Source organism: Magnetospirillum sulfuroxidans (assembly GCF_018224925.1).
Taxonomy (GTDB): Bacteria; Pseudomonadota; Alphaproteobacteria; order Rhodospirillales; family Magnetospirillaceae; genus Magnetospirillum; species Magnetospirillum sulfuroxidans.
Genome location: NZ_JAGTUF010000007.1, coordinates 133,730 through 150,424, shown reverse-complemented (window position 1 = coordinate 150,424; position 16,695 = coordinate 133,730). Strand labels below are relative to the sequence as shown.

Sequence of the window (16,695 nt, the reverse complement as noted above, 5' to 3'; positions counted from 1 at the left end):
TTCGTCGGTGAATGTCCTCATTCCTGAACCTGTCATCAGAGTCGTCCTCAAGCAAAGTTAACACCTTTGCTCTCCACTCTTTCCGGGCAAGTCCAGATACGGCATGCCGGAAATCAGCGTGCGGGGATCGACGGCGATGCTTTGGAAATATTGGGCCAGGGCTTCGCCGTTGACATAGATGGTGTCCACCCCCGCCCGTTCCGCCGCCTGTTCGACGAAGTCGTGATAGGCCTCGGGGGCGCGCTGGCGCAGTTTTGATTCTTCGGCGGCCTGGGCGGCCTGCTCCAACTGCTGAGCATCCTGACCGGACTGATGGTGGGCACGACCGCGTACGGCCAGATTGACGATGGCGCGGGCAATGGCGCCGGCCCCGCCCGCCGCCATGGCTTCGCGCGACAAGTCCTCGAAAATCTGCTGGCTCGGGTCAACCAGGGTGCGGGTGATGACGTTGTGCATCACCCCTTCCACCACCTCCTGCCCCGCCGCGTCCACCCGCTCGGCCTGCTGGTCGGCGCCCTGGCTGAACATCACCACCCCCGCCGCGCCCGGGCCGGCGGTCAGCGCCATGGCGATCTGCCCGGCGATCTGGCCCAGGCCGCCGACAATATCGGTGGCAAGGTTCTGCCGTTCGGCAGGCGGGGCGATGCTTTTCCCCAAGTCTTTCACCGGTCGGGCCGCGTCGCGCAGCACGTTGGCCGGGTTCATCCAGGCCGGGCCTTCGAACCAAGCCAGATCGGCCACCTTGTCCCCGAACACCGACCGTACCCCCCGGTCGATCATCCGGGCGCCGGCATCGACGCTTTCCCCCAGGCCGGACACACTGCCGCCCAACCCGGACACGGCGCCGCCTGCCGGCGGCTGAAAGGGCGCTTTGTGCTGTCCAACCTGGATTGCCCCCAGGTGCGTGAAGCGTTTGAAGGCTGTCAATTTTTGACGGCTGAAAACGCCTTTACCGTCAAGGGGCAAGGCAAGGTCAAAGCGGTGACCGAGGTGATCGTCGTTGGCGGAAGCGTTTAGGCCGCCCTGGGGCGGCTTGCTGCTTGACATCGTGAAGAAAGGGGCCGGTGCGCCGACCCCTCACCCCCGGCCCTGGTGGGCTTGGGCGGCCATCATGCCGGCGTCGAAGGCTTCCTCCAGGGCGTTGCGACAGTCCAGACCGCGACTTCATAGAAATCCCCGCCCGAGACCTTGCGGCGATGCACGAAGGGAATGTCCAAGGTTTCGCGGGCGATGCGCTCACTCAAGCATGGCGGTCTTCCATGTCCCGGCCTCCTATCGGCGATGCAGGGTCACGGCGGCCCCGTAAATGGCCTGGGCGGCGGCGATCAGTTCATCCAGGCCGGCGATGGTACCGATGGCCCGGTTCCGGGCACCAGGACCGTCGGTCAACGCTTGTGCAGCCTCTTCGCCCGATCATAAGCCTGCCGCAGCACATCGGCCAAGGCGTAAGTGTTGGCGGCGATGGCAGGGGTGAATGTCGTCTTCATCGTGTCCTCACGGGGTGTTTAACTGAGGACAGTGACGCCCTCTTCGCCGCGACGATCCAGTCGAATGAGAGCAACAAGATTGCGAATTTCATCTGCTACAAAATCATGTGGCGGAGCGTCCAAAATCAAGCACCGATTTGTCTAAAATCAGCCGCCGCGCTATAGCCCGAGCTTCGCGGTGCTGGAACACTTCCATCTCCACGATCTGCGGCACGAGGCAACTTTTGCTGGGCAACAGCCAGGATTGCGTGTCGTGGCAAGACCGCGAACCGTCGCTGCCGTGCTCACGGAATTCCTGATGCTCCCCCGCTTTGTCTTGTAAGATTGGTGTCCGCGGCGGGATTCGAACCCACGACCCCAGGATTCATACCACTTCGGTTTTCACCGCCGCCCGGTGGGGCGTTCGTGGTCTGGACTGTCCCTTCACCATGGACCGAAGCCTGTAGGTGTCGCCCATCCAGTCTCTACACCTTCCCCTCTCGGGGCTTGGCTCGGGATTGGCAAGGCGCACGCGCGCCGTAGCGTTCCCCGACTTTGAGCAAATCCGTTGCGCCGTTTCCGAGCGCAACGCCCAATTTTAAAAACCAGGAATCCTGTGCTCTATCCTGCTGAGCTACGCGGACATTGTGTCTTAATTCCATATCGCGTCCAAAGACGCAGAGCTGTGCTCCTGTTTCCGTCGCTAGCCCTACCACATGCCCAAGGCCAAGAAAACCGTGATTTTCGAACAATGGGGGAAGTGGGCCAGTTTAGAAGGGTGCTTTATCGGCCGCAGTGTCGGGACGCAACAGGAGCTTGGCGGGTTATAGCAAAAGCGGAGGGCTGCGACAAATCATCCCGGTGCTTGTGCGTGTCTTTGTTTTGTCCCTTGCCTGGATTGGCGGCTTGCGGCATGGTCCCGCCCCCGCGACGGTTTCGGTCATGGAAGGGACGACCAATGAGTGGATTTCGCAGCCATGACGGCCAGCATTCTGATCGCCAGCCGATCAAGCGCAGCTTGGATGAAAAAAAGCGCATGCTGGTGCAATTGAAAGAACAGCACGCGGCGCTCAAGCCGTGGGCGGCGGAAGCGGTCAAGACATCGCTGGCCAAGCGGATCGCCGAGCTGGAAGCGGATCTGAAAGCGGCCAAGCGCTAACCTCGCAGAGGTTTTCTGCCGGGGTGGGGACTGGAAATCCGGTGCCGGGCGGGGGTACAATCGTTCATGCCCGCCCTGTGCCGAGATTGCTGTCGTCCATTCAAGTCGGGGGATGATTGTCCCCGGTGCGGCTCTGGCAGGGTCATCTCCCACCCTGAATTGTTCGATCTCTCTATCGCCCATATGGATTGCGACGCCTTTTACGCCTCGGTGGAAAAGCGCGACAATCCGGCCTTGCGCGACAAGCCGGTGATCGTTGGCCATGCCGGCGGCCGGGGAGTGGTCACCACGGCCTGCTATATCGCCCGCAAATTCGGCCCTCGGTCGGCCATGCCCATGTACAAGGCTTTGGAATTGTGTCCGGGGGCGGTGGTGGTGCCGCCCGACATGGCCAAGTACAAAGGGGTTTCGCTGGCCATTCGCGCGGTGCTGGTCAAGGCGACGCCGTTGATCGAGCCGTTGTCGCTGGACGAAGCCTATCTTGATCTATCGGCCGAAAATCGTCTGGTCGATCGCCCGGCGGCGGTCTTGTTGGCCCGACTGGCCCGCGCCATCGAACGGCGGGTCGGCATCACCATTTCGGTCGGACTGTCTTACAACAAGTTTCTGGCCAAGATGGCTTCGGACCGCAACAAGCCGCGTGGCTTTTCCATCATTGGTCGGGATGAGGCGGTGGGGCAATTGTCGGTCTTGCCGGTTTCCGCCATCTGGGGGGTGGGAGCGGCGACGGCGGCTCGGATGGAGGCCGCCGGCATCGTCACGATCGGTCATTTGCAGCAGATGGCCGAGGCCGATCTGGTCGCCCGCTTTGGCCGCTTTGGCCACCATCTTTTTCTAATGGCGCGAGGCGAGGATCATCGGCCGATCACCGCCGACCGCCCGACCAAAAGCGTGTCCAACGAAACCACCTTCGCCAGGGATATTCGACGCGCCGAGGATTTACGGGCTATGCTGCGTCCCTTGGTTGATAAAGTCGCGGCCCGCCTTGCCAAAGAAGATTTGGCTGGATTCACCGTGGTGTTGAAGTTGAAGACCGCGGATTTCCGATCTCTGACCCGCAACCATCGTTTACCCGATCCAACCTGTCGGGCCGAGGTGATCTGGCGGATCGCGGCATCTTTACTGGAGCGGGAGGCCGATGGGCGGGCCTTTCGCCTGATCGGTATCGGTGTGACCGACCTATGCACAGGAGGAAATGCTGATCCGCCTGACCTTTTTAGCCTTTAAGTTCTCTCGACAAATGTTGTCTGGTCGCGGTATGAGTGAATGGGGACTAGAGTGGGCATTATGACGAAAGGTTATGTATCATGAGCCTGTTTGGCCGTCGGGCTCGGGGTGACGATGTTGCTCCTGGCGATATTTTCCGCAAGGCCGGCACCTATGGCGGCGAATGGATCGTCGAACGGGTGTTCGAATATCCGGATATTCCGCGCCATGTACGTCTGGTTGAGCGCAGCGGTGCGCGCGCCATGACCGTGGCGGTGTCCATGCTGTTCGATCCGGATTGTTTTCAACATGTGCGTCAGGCCAGCGAATTCTGAGCCGCCGCCTTGAACCCTCGCGGTGCCGCGCCATGTGCCATCCAGTGTCACCGCGAAGGAGTGCCTGATGATTGTCACCACGACTGAATCCGTAGATGGCGCCCGCATCGCCTCGTATCTGGGCATTGTTTCCGGCGATGCCGTGCTGGGAACCAATATTTTCAGGGATTTCTTCGCTTCGGTCCGCGACATCGTCGGTGGCCGTTCGGCCTCGTACGAAAAGCTGTTGCAGGAAGGCAAGGATCAAGCCATCGCCGACATGGTTGCTCGGGCCAAGGCCCTGGGGGCCGAAGCGGTGGTGGGGGTTGATCTTGATTACCAGGTCATCGGCGGCGACAGCAAGACGCTGCTGATGGTTTGTGTCAACGGAACCGCCGTCACCCTGGGATAGCGACCACCCTTGCGGTCGCCACGACAAGGCGACCGGAGACATAGCCTGAGGCTCAATCCCGATGAGGCGGACTCATCGGGATTTTTGTCGCGCGGGTGGGGGCAGGGGCGGCAAGACGGCGAATGGCGCCTGAGACCGCGCCGCCTTGGCGCGGTTACGAGGTGGGGGCGAAGCGTCCCAAATAACTGGGTACGATGGCTTCGCAAGCCGTCGGGGTCACCCCCAATTCCGCCAGTCCCGGCTTGCCGCCACGCACGACGTTGTCGACGCGCATCAGAAGCACCTGATCGGGGGTAAGCGGCGGTGTCGGCAGAAATTGCAGGAAAGCCGCCTGGATTTTGGCGAAGGCGAACGGCAAGGGCAGCAGCAGGCGGCACAGGCCGGTGTCTTGGCGCACCTTTTCCATGATTTCCTTCATGGTGTAGCGCCGCGGACCGCCCAATTCGTAAATCTTGCCGGCGGCGGCCGGATCGGTGGCGGCGCGAAAGATGGCGTCGGCGACGTCACCGACATAGACGGGCTGGAAGGTGGGGCCGCCCGACCCGAACAGGTCGAGGGCGAAACCATTTTCGCTGTGGGTGGGCTTGAAGCCATCGGCGGTGAACACCGGCAAAATCGGCGACACGCGGGCCAGTTGGGCGAAACGGTTGAAAAAATCGTCATCGGCGCCGAACACCACCGATGGTCGGGTAATGGTCGCGGTGGGGAAGGCGGCAAGGACCGCTTCCTCGCCTTGGGCCTTGCTGCGGGCGTAGGCCGAGGCCGAAGTCTTGTCGGCGCCCAAAGCCGACATATGGACCAAGCTGGCGGCTCCGGCGTCGCGCGCCGCCTGGGCGATGGTTTCGGCCCCCTGGCGATGGATCGCGTCGAAGCTGCGCTTGCCTTTCTCGAACAAGATGCCAACCATGTTGACGACGCAATCAACGCCGTCGACGGCGGCGCGGACGGCGCTTTTGTCGGAGATATCGACGCGGATGGGGGTGACCTGGCCGGGTTCCCCCATGGTTTTGAGGAAGGCGCCGTCAATCGGATCACGCATGGCGGCGCGGACAATCCAGCCGGCCTTGGCAAAACGTCGGACTACTTGGCGGCCGATAAAGCCCGACCCGCCGAAAACCGTAACCACACGCCGGTTCATATGGACCTCCGCATCCCTATATTCACCGCCTGTTTCGCGGCCTTGTCGTCTTGGCCGCAAGGCTATTCGTTTCCTGGCGGCGAAGCAACCGGCGCGGCGGTCCGGGATGGGGGGATTAAGCGGCGGATGAACTTTTTTTCAAATCCGCTTTTTTTGTCGGTTGACAGGGCGGGGCCGGTCGCATATTTCTCTGCGCCTCGACGGGGTGACCCGACGAGACACCACCTAGCCCAGGTGGCGGAATTGGTAGACGCGCACGGTTCAGGTCCGTGTGGCCGTGAGGTCGTGGAAGTTCGAGTCTTCTCCTGGGCACCATATCTTTTCCGGTTTACCTGAAGCCGGATGCGCCCCTCAGGGGGCCACCTGCAAACGGCTCCTTCGGGGAAAACCTGAAGGAGCCGTTCGCATGTCCATCCAGTATCATATCGGCGATCTGCCTGCGAATGTCGATCTTGGCCCAGTGGTCGCCATCGACAGCGAAACCATGGGGCTGAGCCTTGTGCGCGACCGTTTGTGCGTCGTTCAATTGTCGGCCGGCGACGGCAATGCCCATGTGGTGCATTTTCCCGACCGCTGTTATGACGCGCCCAATCTTCGCCGCTTGCTCGCCGATCCGGCGGTAACCAAGCTGTTTCATTTCGCCCGCTTCGATCTGGCGATGATCGCCAAATATTTCGCCATTCGCTGCGAACCGGTGTGGTGCACCAAGGTGGCCTCGAAACTGGTGCGCACCAATAGCGATCGCCACGGCCTTAAGGATCTGTGCCGTGAATTGCTGGGCATCGACCTGTCCAAGCAGCAGCAGACCTCGGATTGGGGGGCGGCGCGCCTGACCGACGAGCAATTGGCTTATGCCGCTTCGGATGTCTTGTACCTGCACCAGTTGCGGGACCGCCTGGAGATTCTGCTGGACCGCGAGGGGCGGCGCGCCTTGGTCGAAGCCTGTTTCCGCTTTTTGCCGGACCGCGCGGCGCTGGACCTTGCCGGCTGGGACGAACAGGACGTGTTTACGCATTAATTCAGGCAAGTGCTCTTTATGCCTTCCGCTGGCGCGCCCGATTCGTATAGTTAGTGGTCCCGCGCGCCTTTGGCGCAGGGTTTGCAAGTTTATGCCAAGGCCACATCATGAATTCTGCCGTCCGCGACGGTTCCGCCGCTTCCGCCGCTTCCGCCGACCTTGCTTCGGCGCGCCGTGTCCTTGCCACCGAGGCGACGGCACTGGCCGCCCTGGCCGATTCACTGGGCGACGCTTTCATTGCCGCTTGCGATGCGGCCGCCGCCGCCCAGGGCCGGGTCGTGGTGTCTGGCATGGGCAAGTCCGGCCATGTGGGTCGTAAGATCGCCGCCACCTTGGCGTCCACCGGCACGCCGGCTTTTTTCGTTCATCCGGCCGAGGCCAGTCATGGCGATCTGGGGATGATCACCACCAGCGACGCGGTGATCGGCCTGTCCAATTCCGGCGAGACGCCGGAATTGTCCGATATCATCGCCTTTACCCGTCGCTTCGAGATTCCGTTGATCGGCATCACCTCACGCGGGGGCAGCACGCTGGCGGTGGAATCGGACATCGCCTTGGTCCTGCCGCCCATCCCCGAGGCTTGCCCCATGGGGTTGGCGCCGACGACCTCGACCACCATGATGCTGGCGCTGGGCGATGCCCTGGCGGTGGCGCTGCTGGAACGGCGCGGCTTTTCCGCCGCCGATTTCCGCGTCTTTCATCCCGGCGGCCAATTGGGGCGGCGGCTGTTGAAGGTCGCCGACATCATGCATGCCGGCCAATCGCTGCCGGTGGTGTCGCCGCAGGCCGGCATGACCGAGGTTATTTTGGAAATGACGGCGAAAAGTCTGGGGTGTGTCGGCGTTGTCGGCCCGGACGGCTTGCTGGCCGGCATCATCACCGATGGCGATTTGCGCCGTCATCTGCGCGCCGACCTGATGACCCAGCCGGCGGTCGAGGTGATGACCCGCGATCCCAAGACGGTGCTGCCCAGCCTGTTGGCGGCCGAGGCGCTGCGGGTCATGAATGAAAAATCCATCACCAGCTTGTTCGTGGTCGAAAATGGCCGTGCCCTTGGGGTCCTGCATGTGCACGATTTGCTGCGCGCCGGGGTGGTCTGAACGGGAATGACGACCATGGTCGACCTGCGCGCCGATAGTGATCTGAGGCCCAAGCCCGAGCGGGGGCGGAGCCATCCGCACCCGGTCAAGCCGGTGGCCCATCGCATGCATTCTCGCCGGGTCGGATTGTTGCGGGTGGCGCTGCCGGCCACGGCCTTGGTGCTGTTGGTGCTGTTGGGGTTGTGGCCGCAATTGCGCGGCAATGACGAACGCTTCCAACTGGGCTTCGCCAAGCTGACGCCGAACGCGGTGGAAAACCTGTCCATGATCAATGCTCGCTATCAGGGCGTTGATAAGCGCAACAATCCGTTTGCCGTCACCGCCGATCGCGGCGTCGAGGAAGACCCTCAGAATGGCGTCGTCGTGCTGGACAATCCCAAGGCGGATTTCGTCACCCAAGGCGGCGCCGGGGTCTATATCGAAGCCAAGCTGGGAACCTATTACCAGCAAGAACAATGGCTGGACCTGGAAGGCGACGTTAACCTCTATCACGATCAGGGCTACGAGCTGCATACCCAGCGCGCCCGCATCAATCTGAAAGATTCGACGGCCGAAGGGCATGATCCGGTTACCGGCAACGGGCCGCAAGGCCGCCTGAATGGCAAGGGATTTCGCATTCTTGACGAAGGTCGCCAGATCATCGTCACCGGCCAGGCGGGCATGTCTTTGAAGGGGGCGGGGCGGAAGAAATGATCGGTCGATGGCTTCTTTTCCTGGCTTTGGCGTTGCCGGCGCCGGCATTGGCTCAGGGCTTCAACCTGGGGCGCGGCAATAACGAGGAAATCCAAGTCTATGCCGATGACGGCATCGAGTGGGTTTCCGACGCCACCCGCGTCATTGCCCGCGGCAATGCCAAGGCGGTGCGCGGCACGGTGACGGTCACCGCCGACACCTTGACCGCCTATTACCGCGATGGCGCCGGCGGCAATGAAATCTGGCGGCTGGATGCCGATGGCAACGTCACCATCAAGACGCCGACGGAGACCGCGACCGGTTTCAAGGCCACCTATGATCTGGAAAAGGCCATCTTCGTCCTGCGCGGCCAACCGGCCAAGATGGTCACCCCGACGGACCAGGTGACCGCCAAGGATACGCTGGAATATTGGGAAAAAGAACGCATGGCGGTCGCCCGTGGCGATGCCGTGGCGTTCCAGAAAGACCGCAAGATTCAATCGGACGTCTTGACCGCGCATTTCCGCGATGGGGCCAAGGGCAGTCTGGAATTGCAACGCGCCGATGGTTACGGTCATGTGATCCTGACCACGCCCAAGGAAGTGGTGACCGGTGACCGTTCCGATTACAACCTGGAAACCGGTATCGCCACCGTTGCCGGTTCGGTTAAGATCATCCGCGATGGGAACGAGTTGAACGGGGGCTATGCCCACGTCAATCTAAATACCGGAATCAGCAAATTGTTCGGCGCCGCTCCGGGGGTGCCGGGCGATACGCGGGTGCGCGGTACTTTCACGCCAGAAAAGCAGAGTCCGGAACAGCGTCGCGCGGTGTTCAAGGGGGCCGGCGCGTCTGGCGACAAGCGGTAAAGGGCGGGAAGAATATGACCGGGATCGAACCCGCAGAGCAGGTGGCGGATGAAATGACCATCGAAATGGCCCCGCCCATGGTGACTGGGCCGCGCTTGGTCGCCGCCAATGCCGGGCTGGTCGCCAGTAATATCGGCAAGCATTTCAAGCGCCGCTCGGTGTTGCGCGATGTCTCGATTTCGGTGCAGCGGGGCGAGGCGGTGGGATTGTTGGGGCCGAATGGCGCCGGCAAGACCACCTGTTTTTATTGCATCACCGGACTGATCAACCCCGATTCGGGCGCCATCATGCTGGATGGCCAAGACATCACCGGCCTGCCCATGTATCAGCGCGCCCGCCTTGGCATCGGCTATCTGCCGCAAGAGGCTTCGATCTTTCGCGGGTTGACGGTGGAAGGCAACATCATGGCGGTGCTCGAAGCCATCGAGCCGGACCGCCAGACGCGTGAAACCGCCCTGGATTCCCTGCTGGCGGAATTCTCGATCGAACATTTGCGCCGGGCGCCGGCCATGGCGCTATCGGGCGGCGAACGCCGCCGCGTCGAAATCGCCCGCGCCTTGGCCTGCAAGCCGCATTTCATCTTGCTGGACGAGCCCTTGGCCGGCATTGATCCCATTGCCGTCTCCGATATTCGCGACCTGGTGTCGCATCTCAAGGATCGCGGCATCGGCGTCTTGATCACCGATCACAATGTGCGCGAAACGCTGGACATCATCGACCGCGCTTACATCTTGCATGATGGAGTGGTTCTGATGGAAGGACGGCCGTCCGAGATTGTCGCCCATGAAGGCGTTCGCCGCGTCTATCTGGGTGAACGCTTCAGTCTGTGATAGCGTAGCGCCATGGCTCTTACCCCCCGCCTTGATCTTCGCCAAAGCCAATCTCTGGTGATGACGCCGCAATTGCAGCAGGCCATCAAGCTGCTGCAATTGTCCAATATGGAACTGACCGCGTTTATCGAGCAGGAGCTGGAGCGCAACCCGTTGCTGGAGCGCGAAGACGCCGAGCGCGGCGAGCCCGAGGCCGCCCCCGAACCGGAACCTCAGGCCCAGGCCGAGGAACCCATGCTTGACGGCATGACCCAATCCTCGGCCGAAGACGGCATGGATGTGGATTACGACAACCTCTACAACAACGACAGCGCCGCCGATGGCGTCAGCAACGGCGAAGCGTTCGGCCAGTGGGGGCAAAGCGGCGGTCATCATGGTTTCGATGACGGCGAAAACAACCTGGAACAGACGTTGGCCGGCGAGATTTCGCTGCGCGACCACCTGATCGCCCAGTTGAATATGGACATCATCAATCCGGCGCAAAAGCTGATCGGGCTGCATCTGATCGAGATGTTGGACGAATCGGGCTATCTGATCGGCGATCTGGACGAATTGGCCGACAAGCTGGGCTGTTCGCGCGCCGATATCGAGCTGGTGCTGGTCAAGGTTCAGCGTTTCGACCCGATCGGCGCCTTTGCCCGTTCGCTCAAGGAATGCCTGGCCCTGCAACTGGCCGAGCGCGACCGCCTGGACCCGGCCATGCAGGCCTTGCTCAACAATCTGGAAATGCTGGCCAAGCGCGATCTGGTCGGACTGATGAAGGTGTGCGGCATCGACGCCGAGGATCTGACCGAGATGATCGGCGAGATCAAGGCGTTGGATCCCAAGCCGGCGCTACGCTTCGATCATGTGGTGGCGCAGCCGGTCACCCCCGATGTGCTGATGCGCCGCGCCCAGGACGGCGGCTGGTCGGTCGAGCTGAATTCCGACACCTTGCCGCGGGTTTTGGTCAATACCCGCTATTACACCCATATCGCCGATCAAACGCGCAAGCGCGACGACAAGACCTATCTGTCGGAACGCTTTCAATCCGCCAATTGGCTGGTCAAATCCCTGCATCAGCGGGCCACCACCATTTTGAAGGTGGCGGCCGAACTGGTTCGTCAGCAAGACGCCTTTTTCCGGCTTGGGGTCCAACATCTGCGGCCGTTGGTGTTGCGCGATATCGCCGGGGCCATCGGCATGCACGAAAGTACGGTCAGCCGGGTGACCTCGAACAAGTATATTTCGACCCCGCGCGGCATCTATGAATTGAAGTATTTTTTCACCCAAGCCATCGGCTCCAATGACGGCGGGGATGCCCATTCGGCCGAATCGGTGCGCCATCGCATCAAGGCGCTGATCGACGCCGAAGGCAAGGCCGTGCTGTCGGATGACCGCATTGTCGAGGTGTTGAAGGCGGAAGGTGTCGACATCGCCCGCCGCACGGTGGCAAAATACCGGGAAGGCATGAATATTCCCTCGTCGGTTCAGCGCCGGCGGGAAAAGGCCCTGGGAGGGTAATAAGACCCCAGGATGCTTGACTTGGAAGTGTTGCGGAATTATGGTCCGGCGCTTCCCTGAACCGGTCGCCGGCGCCTTGATGGCCGGGACCATGAAGAGGCCAAAAGACGCGGATGACGGTCCGCAATGGTCCGAAGTGGAAGGTTCTACCTTCTCTCGGGGAATCTGCTCTGAAACCAGAGGGTTTGTACTTCATGGACATCGCCGACCTGATTACTCCGGCTGCCGTCATTCCGAATTTGCGCGCGACCTCGAAAAAGCAGGCGTTGCAGGATTTGGCCAAGAAAGCGGCGGAACTCACCGGTTTGCACGAACGCGCCGTCTTTGATGTGTTGCTGGAGCGCGAACGTCTGGGAACCACCGGAGTGGGCAATGGCATCGCCATTCCCCATGGCAAATTGCCAAGCCTGGATCGTCTGTACGGCCTGTTTGCCCGGCTGGAACGGCCGATCAATTTCGAATCCATCGACGAGCATCCGGTCGATCTGATTTTCCTGCTGCTGGCCCCCGAATCGGCCGGCGCCGATCATCTGAAGGCGTTGGCGCGGGTATCGCGGCTGTTGCGCGACAAGGGCGTGTGCGAGAAGCTGCGCGGCACCGACAGCCCGGAAGCGCTGTATGCCCTGTTGACCGAATCGCCGGCCAGTCGCGCCGCCTGAGGCCCCCCTGTGCGCACCCTCTGTTCTTGCAACGCAAAACACGGTAGAACGGGGCCATGAGGACACTCTACCACTATCCCCTATGCCCCTTCTCGCGGAAGGTCCGTGTGGTCCTGGCCGAGAAGAAGCTGGAATTCATCGAACAGATCGAGCGGTTCTGGGAACGGCGCGACGAGTTTTTGGAACTGAGCCCCGGCGGCGATCTGCCGGTGCTGGTGGAAGAAGGCGGCACCGTTCTGGGGGACGCCAACGCCATCTGTGAATATCTGGATGAAGTTCACCGCGAACCGCCGTTGCTGCCGCCCGAACCGGAAGCCCGCGCCGAAACCCGGCGGCTGGTCGGCTGGTTCGACCGCAAGTTCCACGACGAGGTGACGCGCAATCTGGTTGATGAAAAGGTGACCAAGCGGCTGACCACCCTCAAGGGGGCGCCGGATTCGCGCCTGATCCGTGCCGGTTTCGCCAATATTCACCAGCATCTGGAATATATCGCCTGGCTGGCCGAGCGGCGGCCATGGCTGGCGGGGCCGCATTATTCGTTGGCCGACGTGGCGGCGGCGGCGCAGATTTCCTGCATCGATTATATCGGTGACGTGCCGTGGGATCGTCATCCTGGGGCCAAGGATTGGTACGCCCGGGTCAAGTCGCGGCCCAGCTTCCGGGTTCTGCTAAGCGATCAATTGCCCGGCGTCCCGCCCCCTAAGCATTATTCCGATCTGGATTTCTAGGCATGTGGTTGCGGCTGGCGACTGCCGCCCTGGGGGCGGCTTTGATGGTGTCGTCGGCACAGGCCGAGGTGATCGAGCATCTGCCGACCAAGGACATGCGGGTGGCGCTGACTTTCGATGCCTGCGAAGGTCGCGGCAAGCCGGCTTATTTCGATCAGGCCATCTTGGATTATCTGGCGGCGGAAAAGCTGCCGTTCACCGTGTTCGCCACCGGCCTGTTCGCCAATCGCAATCGGGTGGAACTGGCTGAATTGGCCAAATCGCCGCTGGTCGAGGTGGAAAACCATTCCTTCGACCATCCCCAGCACATGGAACGACTGCCCCAGGATCGGGTGCGGGCGCAGATTGCCGACACCGATGCGGTGATTGCCGGCATTACCGGCCGTCAGCCGCTGTTTTTCCGTTTTCCCGCCGGCAATTACGACGCCGACACCTTGGCGACGGTGGAAGCCAGCGGCCATAAGGTGGTGCATTGGAGCTTTGCCTCGGGCGATCCGACGCCGGGCTTGGCTCCTGCGCATTTAAAAAACTGGGTGCTGTCAAAGACGCGGCCCGGCGATATTCTGATCTTCCATGTCAACGGCCGTGCCCCGGCGACGGCCAAGGCCCTGCCTGATATCGTCAGCGAGTTGCGGCGACGCGGGGTCCAATTCGTGCGTTTGGATGAGGTGTTGAAATGATCCGCCCGTTGCTTGCTTTTGAAGCGCCGGCCTTGGCCGAAGCTTTGGCTCACATGGACCCGTGGCGGCGGCTGGGCTTTTCCGATGATGGTCTGGCCGGTTACCTGACCCGTGACGACGCCAATTTGCTGCGCATGGTCTATGAACAAGACGGCCAGCCGGTCGGTCTGCTGTGTCTGCGTTCGCCCTGGCTGCGCGGTCCCTATGTGGAGATGCTGGCGGTGGTGCCCGACAGGCAAAGCCAAGGCGTCGGTTCGGCCTTGCTGGCCTGGGCGGCGGGGCAAAATGGCGGCAATCTGTGGGTCTGCGTCTCGGCCTTTAATCATCGCGGCCGTGATTTTTATGGCCGCAACGGCTTTGTCGAAAAGGCCGAATTGAACGACCTGATCAGCGTCGGCGAGGATGAAATCCTGATGCGCAAGAAGCTGCGCTAAAGCAGCAACGACCCCAGGGCAAGCGTGCCCAATGCCATCAACAAGGCGCCGGAAATGTGGTTGAACAGCCGCATGCGTTCCGGCGTGAAGCGGGTGCGCACGGCGATGGTCAATTCGGTCAGCACCGCCCACCACAGGGCCGAGCCGGTGAAGACGCCGGCGACCAGCGACATTTGATCTTCCATGCCCTTGGCCTGGGCCGAGGCGCCCAGCGCGGCAAAGACCCCGACCACGCCCAAGATGGTGCCGGGATTGCTGATGGTAATGACAAAAGTCGACAGGAAATCCCGCACCATGCCGGGGCCTTTATCGGCATCGGGCTCGCTTTCCAGGCTGGTGGTGGCGGCGCGCCAGGTGTGCAGCCCCAAGCCCAACATGAACAGGCCGCCGACCACCTTCATGATCGGGGTGTGACCTTCGATGAATTGCGAGACGGCCCCCAGGCCCATCCCGACCACGGCGCCGAAAAAGGTGTCGGCCAGGGCGGCGCCCAATCCGGCGACGAAAGCGGCGAGGCGGCCATCGGCCAGCGCCTTGCGGATGCACAACAATCCCACCGGCCCAATGGGGGCGGCGATGGCGAAGCCGATGGCGATACCGCGCAGATAAAGATACTCGCTCACCCAGAATGTCCTGGTCTTGCTTTTGTCGCGGAAGGTAAGCAGAAAGCGGCCGGCGGAACAACCCTAGTATCGTTGCGCGACAAACATCCGAGGTGGGGTGACCACCGCGTCTTGCGCGGCGATCAGCGCCAGCTCGCGGCTTCCGACTTGCAGGGTCCGCTCCAACACCGCGAACAGGCGCGAGACGGCGTCGCCAAGCATGGTGGGAACATCGGCGCCGCGCAATCGTTCGGCCAGGATCAGGCCCGCCAGCAAATCGCCGGCGCCGTTGACGGGGTGGGGGAAGGGCAGGCGGGGGGTGCGCACCAGCCAGACATCCTGGGCGGTGATGGCGGCGCAGACGGCATCGCCATCGCGATCAAGGCTGGTGACGACCACGATCTCGGGGCCTTGGGCGACAAGGGCGCGGGCGGCGGCGACGGCTTGACCCAGGCTGGTGACCGGGGCGCCGCTCAGGCTGGCCAGTTCGAACGGATTGGGGGTGAGGATGCGGGCGGCGGCCAGGGCCGGCCCGGCCAGGAATTCAGCGATCCCCGGCCGCACATACGAGCGGCCGTCATCGCCGAGCACCGGGTCGCACAGATAAAGCGCCCGCGGGTTGGCGGCCAGGATGCGCCGTAAGGCGGCGCCATTGGCGGCCTCGCCCAGATAGCCGGACAAAATGCCGTCATAGCCGGCCAGGAAGCCGGCGCGATCCAAACCATCAATCACCCGGTCCACATGGGCGGGGGCAAAGACGTCACCGCCGAATGTTCCGTGACCGGGATGGTTGGAAAACTGCACGCTATTGACCGCAACCACCTGAAATCCCAGCCGCTGCAACGGCAGGGTCAGGGCGGAATTGCCGACGTGACCGCAGGCCACGGATGAATTGAGCGAAAGAATCTTCATGGAAAGCTGGTCCGTGACGACGTATTGTTGCGCTGCAACCTTGCCTAGCTTAACGCAACTTGCTAGGTTCCCCAGCCTGTTTCTTCTTGCAAGGGATCGTCCCCATGGCCGCCACCGCCCGTCCTCGCCGTTCCGTCCTTTATATGCCCGGCTCCAATGCCCGTGCCTTGGAAAAGGCCCGTGGCCTTGCCGCCGACGGCCTGATCTTGGATCTGGAAGATGCCGTTTCTCCTGACGCCAAGGATGTCGCCCGCCAACAGGTGTGCGACGCGGTCAAGGCCGGCGGCTATGGCGGTCGTGAATTGCTGGTTCGCGTCAATGGCCTGGGCACGCCCTGGGGCTATGCCGACGTTGCCGCCGCCGCGTCGTGCGGGGCGCATGGCATCTTGATTCCCAAGGTGGAAAGCGCCGACATGGTCCGTCAGGTCGAAGCGATCATGCAGGCCAACGGGGCGCCGGCCGACATGGCCATCTGGTGCATGATGGAAACCCCCAAGGGCATGTTGCGGGCCGAGGAAATCGCCCTTGCCAGCCCGCGCATGGGCGGCTTCGTCATGGGGACGTCGGATTTGGCCAAAGACCTGCATTGCGCCCACACCGCCATGCGGCTGCCGATGATCACCAGCTTGGGGTTGTGCCTGCTGGCGGCGCGGGCTTATGGCTTGGCCGCCATTGACGGCGTCTATCTGGACCTGAACGACGATGCCGGCTTCGAGGCCCATTGTCTGCAAGGGCTGGAACTGGGTTTCGACGGCAAGACCTTGATTCACCCCAAGACCATTGACGTTGCCAACCGCCTGTTTGCCCCGTCGGAAAAGGACGTTTCATGGTCGCAAACCATCATCGCCGCCCATGCGGCGGCGGCGGCCGAAGGCAAGGGCGTGGTGGTGGTCGATGGCAAGCTGATCGAGAACCTGCACGTGGAAAACGCCAAGCGCCTGGTCGCCCTGGCCGAACAGATCGCCCAGCTGGAAGCGGCTTTGGGCAAGTAAG

At 62.2% G+C, this 16,695-nt stretch carries 20 protein-coding genes and 1 tRNA gene; 16 read left to right on the top strand and 5 right to left on the bottom strand.

Annotation, left to right across the window (positions count from 1 at the left end):
* Positions 1–57: 57 nt before the first annotated feature.
* Both KEC16_RS09955 and KEC16_RS19990 read right to left on the bottom strand, forming a co-directional pair.
* Positions 58–840, bottom strand: a complete 783-nt coding sequence (locus KEC16_RS09955; RefSeq protein ID WP_211548389.1) for a hypothetical protein — start codon at positions 838–840, stop codon at positions 58–60.
* 269 nt (positions 841–1,109) lie between these two features.
* Positions 1,110–1,244, bottom strand: coding sequence for a hypothetical protein (locus tag KEC16_RS19990; RefSeq protein WP_283091903.1), 135 nt, complete (start codon positions 1,242–1,244; stop codon positions 1,110–1,112).
* Positions 1,245–2,424: 1,180 nt separating this feature from the next.
* Between KEC16_RS19990 and KEC16_RS09950 the strand changes: the two genes are divergently transcribed.
* From KEC16_RS09950 to KEC16_RS09935, 4 genes are all read left to right on the top strand, one after another.
* A complete protein-coding gene (locus tag KEC16_RS09950) occupies positions 2,425–2,625 on the top strand; it encodes a hypothetical protein (RefSeq protein WP_211548387.1) in 201 nt (66 codons plus the stop codon).
* A gap of 66 nt (positions 2,626–2,691) precedes the next feature.
* Positions 2,692–3,852, top strand: a complete 1,161-nt coding sequence (locus KEC16_RS09945) for a DNA polymerase IV (RefSeq protein ID WP_211548385.1) — start codon at positions 2,692–2,694, stop codon at positions 3,850–3,852.
* 80 nt (positions 3,853–3,932) lie between these two features.
* Positions 3,933–4,166 (top strand): hypothetical protein, encoded by a 234-nt coding sequence (locus KEC16_RS09940; RefSeq protein ID WP_211548383.1) that lies wholly within the window; start codon positions 3,933–3,935, stop codon positions 4,164–4,166.
* A 67-nt stretch (positions 4,167–4,233) separates the two neighbouring features.
* Complete coding sequence (locus KEC16_RS09935; RefSeq protein WP_211548381.1) at positions 4,234–4,557, top strand: YbjQ family protein; 324 nt, start codon at positions 4,234–4,236, stop codon at positions 4,555–4,557.
* Positions 4,558–4,711: 154 nt separating this feature from the next.
* On the opposite strand, the gene KEC16_RS09930 is transcribed toward KEC16_RS09935, so the two are convergent.
* Entirely contained in the window at positions 4,712–5,695 is a 984-nt protein-coding gene (locus KEC16_RS09930; RefSeq protein ID WP_211548378.1) for a complex I NDUFA9 subunit family protein, read from the bottom strand.
* Between the two features lie 228 nt (positions 5,696–5,923).
* Here KEC16_RS09930 and KEC16_RS09925 point away from each other — a divergent pair.
* The 11 genes from KEC16_RS09925 (at position 5,924) to KEC16_RS09875 (ending at position 14,188) form a co-directional block, all read left to right on the top strand.
* Positions 5,924–6,010 (top strand) — tRNA-Leu (locus tag KEC16_RS09925).
* Between the two features lie 91 nt (positions 6,011–6,101).
* Complete coding sequence (locus tag KEC16_RS09920) at positions 6,102–6,713, top strand: ribonuclease D (RefSeq protein WP_211548376.1); 612 nt, start codon at positions 6,102–6,104, stop codon at positions 6,711–6,713.
* Positions 6,714–6,820: 107 nt separating this feature from the next.
* Positions 6,821–7,813, top strand: a complete 993-nt coding sequence (locus KEC16_RS09915) for a KpsF/GutQ family sugar-phosphate isomerase (RefSeq protein ID WP_211548374.1) — start codon at positions 6,821–6,823, stop codon at positions 7,811–7,813.
* A gap of 15 nt (positions 7,814–7,828) precedes the next feature.
* The gene (lptC, locus tag KEC16_RS09910; RefSeq protein WP_211548372.1) at positions 7,829–8,506 is read left to right on the top strand and encodes an LPS export ABC transporter periplasmic protein LptC; all 678 of its coding nucleotides are present in this window, start codon (positions 7,829–7,831) and stop codon (positions 8,504–8,506) included.
* The gene (locus KEC16_RS09905; RefSeq protein WP_211548370.1) at positions 8,503–9,354 is read left to right on the top strand and encodes an LptA/OstA family protein; all 852 of its coding nucleotides are present in this window, start codon (positions 8,503–8,505) and stop codon (positions 9,352–9,354) included. Before lptC ends, KEC16_RS09905 begins: the two co-directional genes overlap by 4 nt.
* 53 nt (positions 9,355–9,407) lie before the next feature.
* Positions 9,408–10,184, top strand: a complete 777-nt coding sequence (gene lptB, locus KEC16_RS09900; protein ID WP_211548404.1) for an LPS export ABC transporter ATP-binding protein — start codon at positions 9,408–9,410, stop codon at positions 10,182–10,184.
* A 12-nt stretch (positions 10,185–10,196) separates the two neighbouring features.
* Positions 10,197–11,687, top strand: a complete 1,491-nt coding sequence (gene rpoN / locus KEC16_RS09895) for an RNA polymerase factor sigma-54 (protein ID WP_211548368.1) — start codon at positions 10,197–10,199, stop codon at positions 11,685–11,687.
* Positions 11,688–11,881: 194 nt separating this feature from the next.
* Complete coding sequence (gene ptsN / locus KEC16_RS09890; protein ID WP_211548366.1) at positions 11,882–12,346, top strand: PTS IIA-like nitrogen regulatory protein PtsN; 465 nt, start codon at positions 11,882–11,884, stop codon at positions 12,344–12,346.
* 56 nt (positions 12,347–12,402) lie between these two features.
* The gene (fzlA, locus tag KEC16_RS09885; RefSeq protein ID WP_211548364.1) at positions 12,403–13,074 is read left to right on the top strand and encodes an FtsZ-binding protein FzlA; all 672 of its coding nucleotides are present in this window, start codon (positions 12,403–12,405) and stop codon (positions 13,072–13,074) included.
* Positions 13,075–13,076: 2 nt separating this feature from the next.
* Positions 13,077–13,754, top strand: coding sequence for a polysaccharide deacetylase family protein (locus KEC16_RS09880; RefSeq protein WP_211548362.1), 678 nt, complete (start codon positions 13,077–13,079; stop codon positions 13,752–13,754).
* Positions 13,751–14,188 carry a GNAT family N-acetyltransferase gene (locus KEC16_RS09875; RefSeq protein WP_211548360.1) on the top strand — a complete coding sequence of 146 codons (438 nt, stop codon included), beginning with the start codon at positions 13,751–13,753 and terminating at the stop codon, positions 14,186–14,188. The genes KEC16_RS09880 and KEC16_RS09875 overlap by 4 nt, the downstream gene beginning before the upstream one ends.
* Here KEC16_RS09875 and KEC16_RS09870 read toward each other — a convergent pair.
* Positions 14,185–14,811, bottom strand: coding sequence for a LysE family translocator (locus KEC16_RS09870; RefSeq protein WP_211548358.1), 627 nt, complete (start codon positions 14,809–14,811; stop codon positions 14,185–14,187). The two genes, KEC16_RS09875 and KEC16_RS09870, sit on opposite strands and share 4 nt — an antisense overlap.
* A 63-nt stretch (positions 14,812–14,874) precedes the next feature.
* Positions 14,875–15,702, bottom strand: a complete 828-nt coding sequence (gene pdxY, locus KEC16_RS09865; RefSeq protein ID WP_211548356.1) for a pyridoxal kinase — start codon at positions 15,700–15,702, stop codon at positions 14,875–14,877.
* A gap of 104 nt (positions 15,703–15,806) precedes the next feature.
* Between pdxY and KEC16_RS09860 the strand changes: the two genes are divergently transcribed.
* A complete protein-coding gene (locus KEC16_RS09860) occupies positions 15,807–16,694 on the top strand; it encodes an HpcH/HpaI aldolase/citrate lyase family protein (protein WP_211548354.1) in 888 nt (295 codons plus the stop codon).
* Position 16,695: the final 1 nt, after the last annotated feature.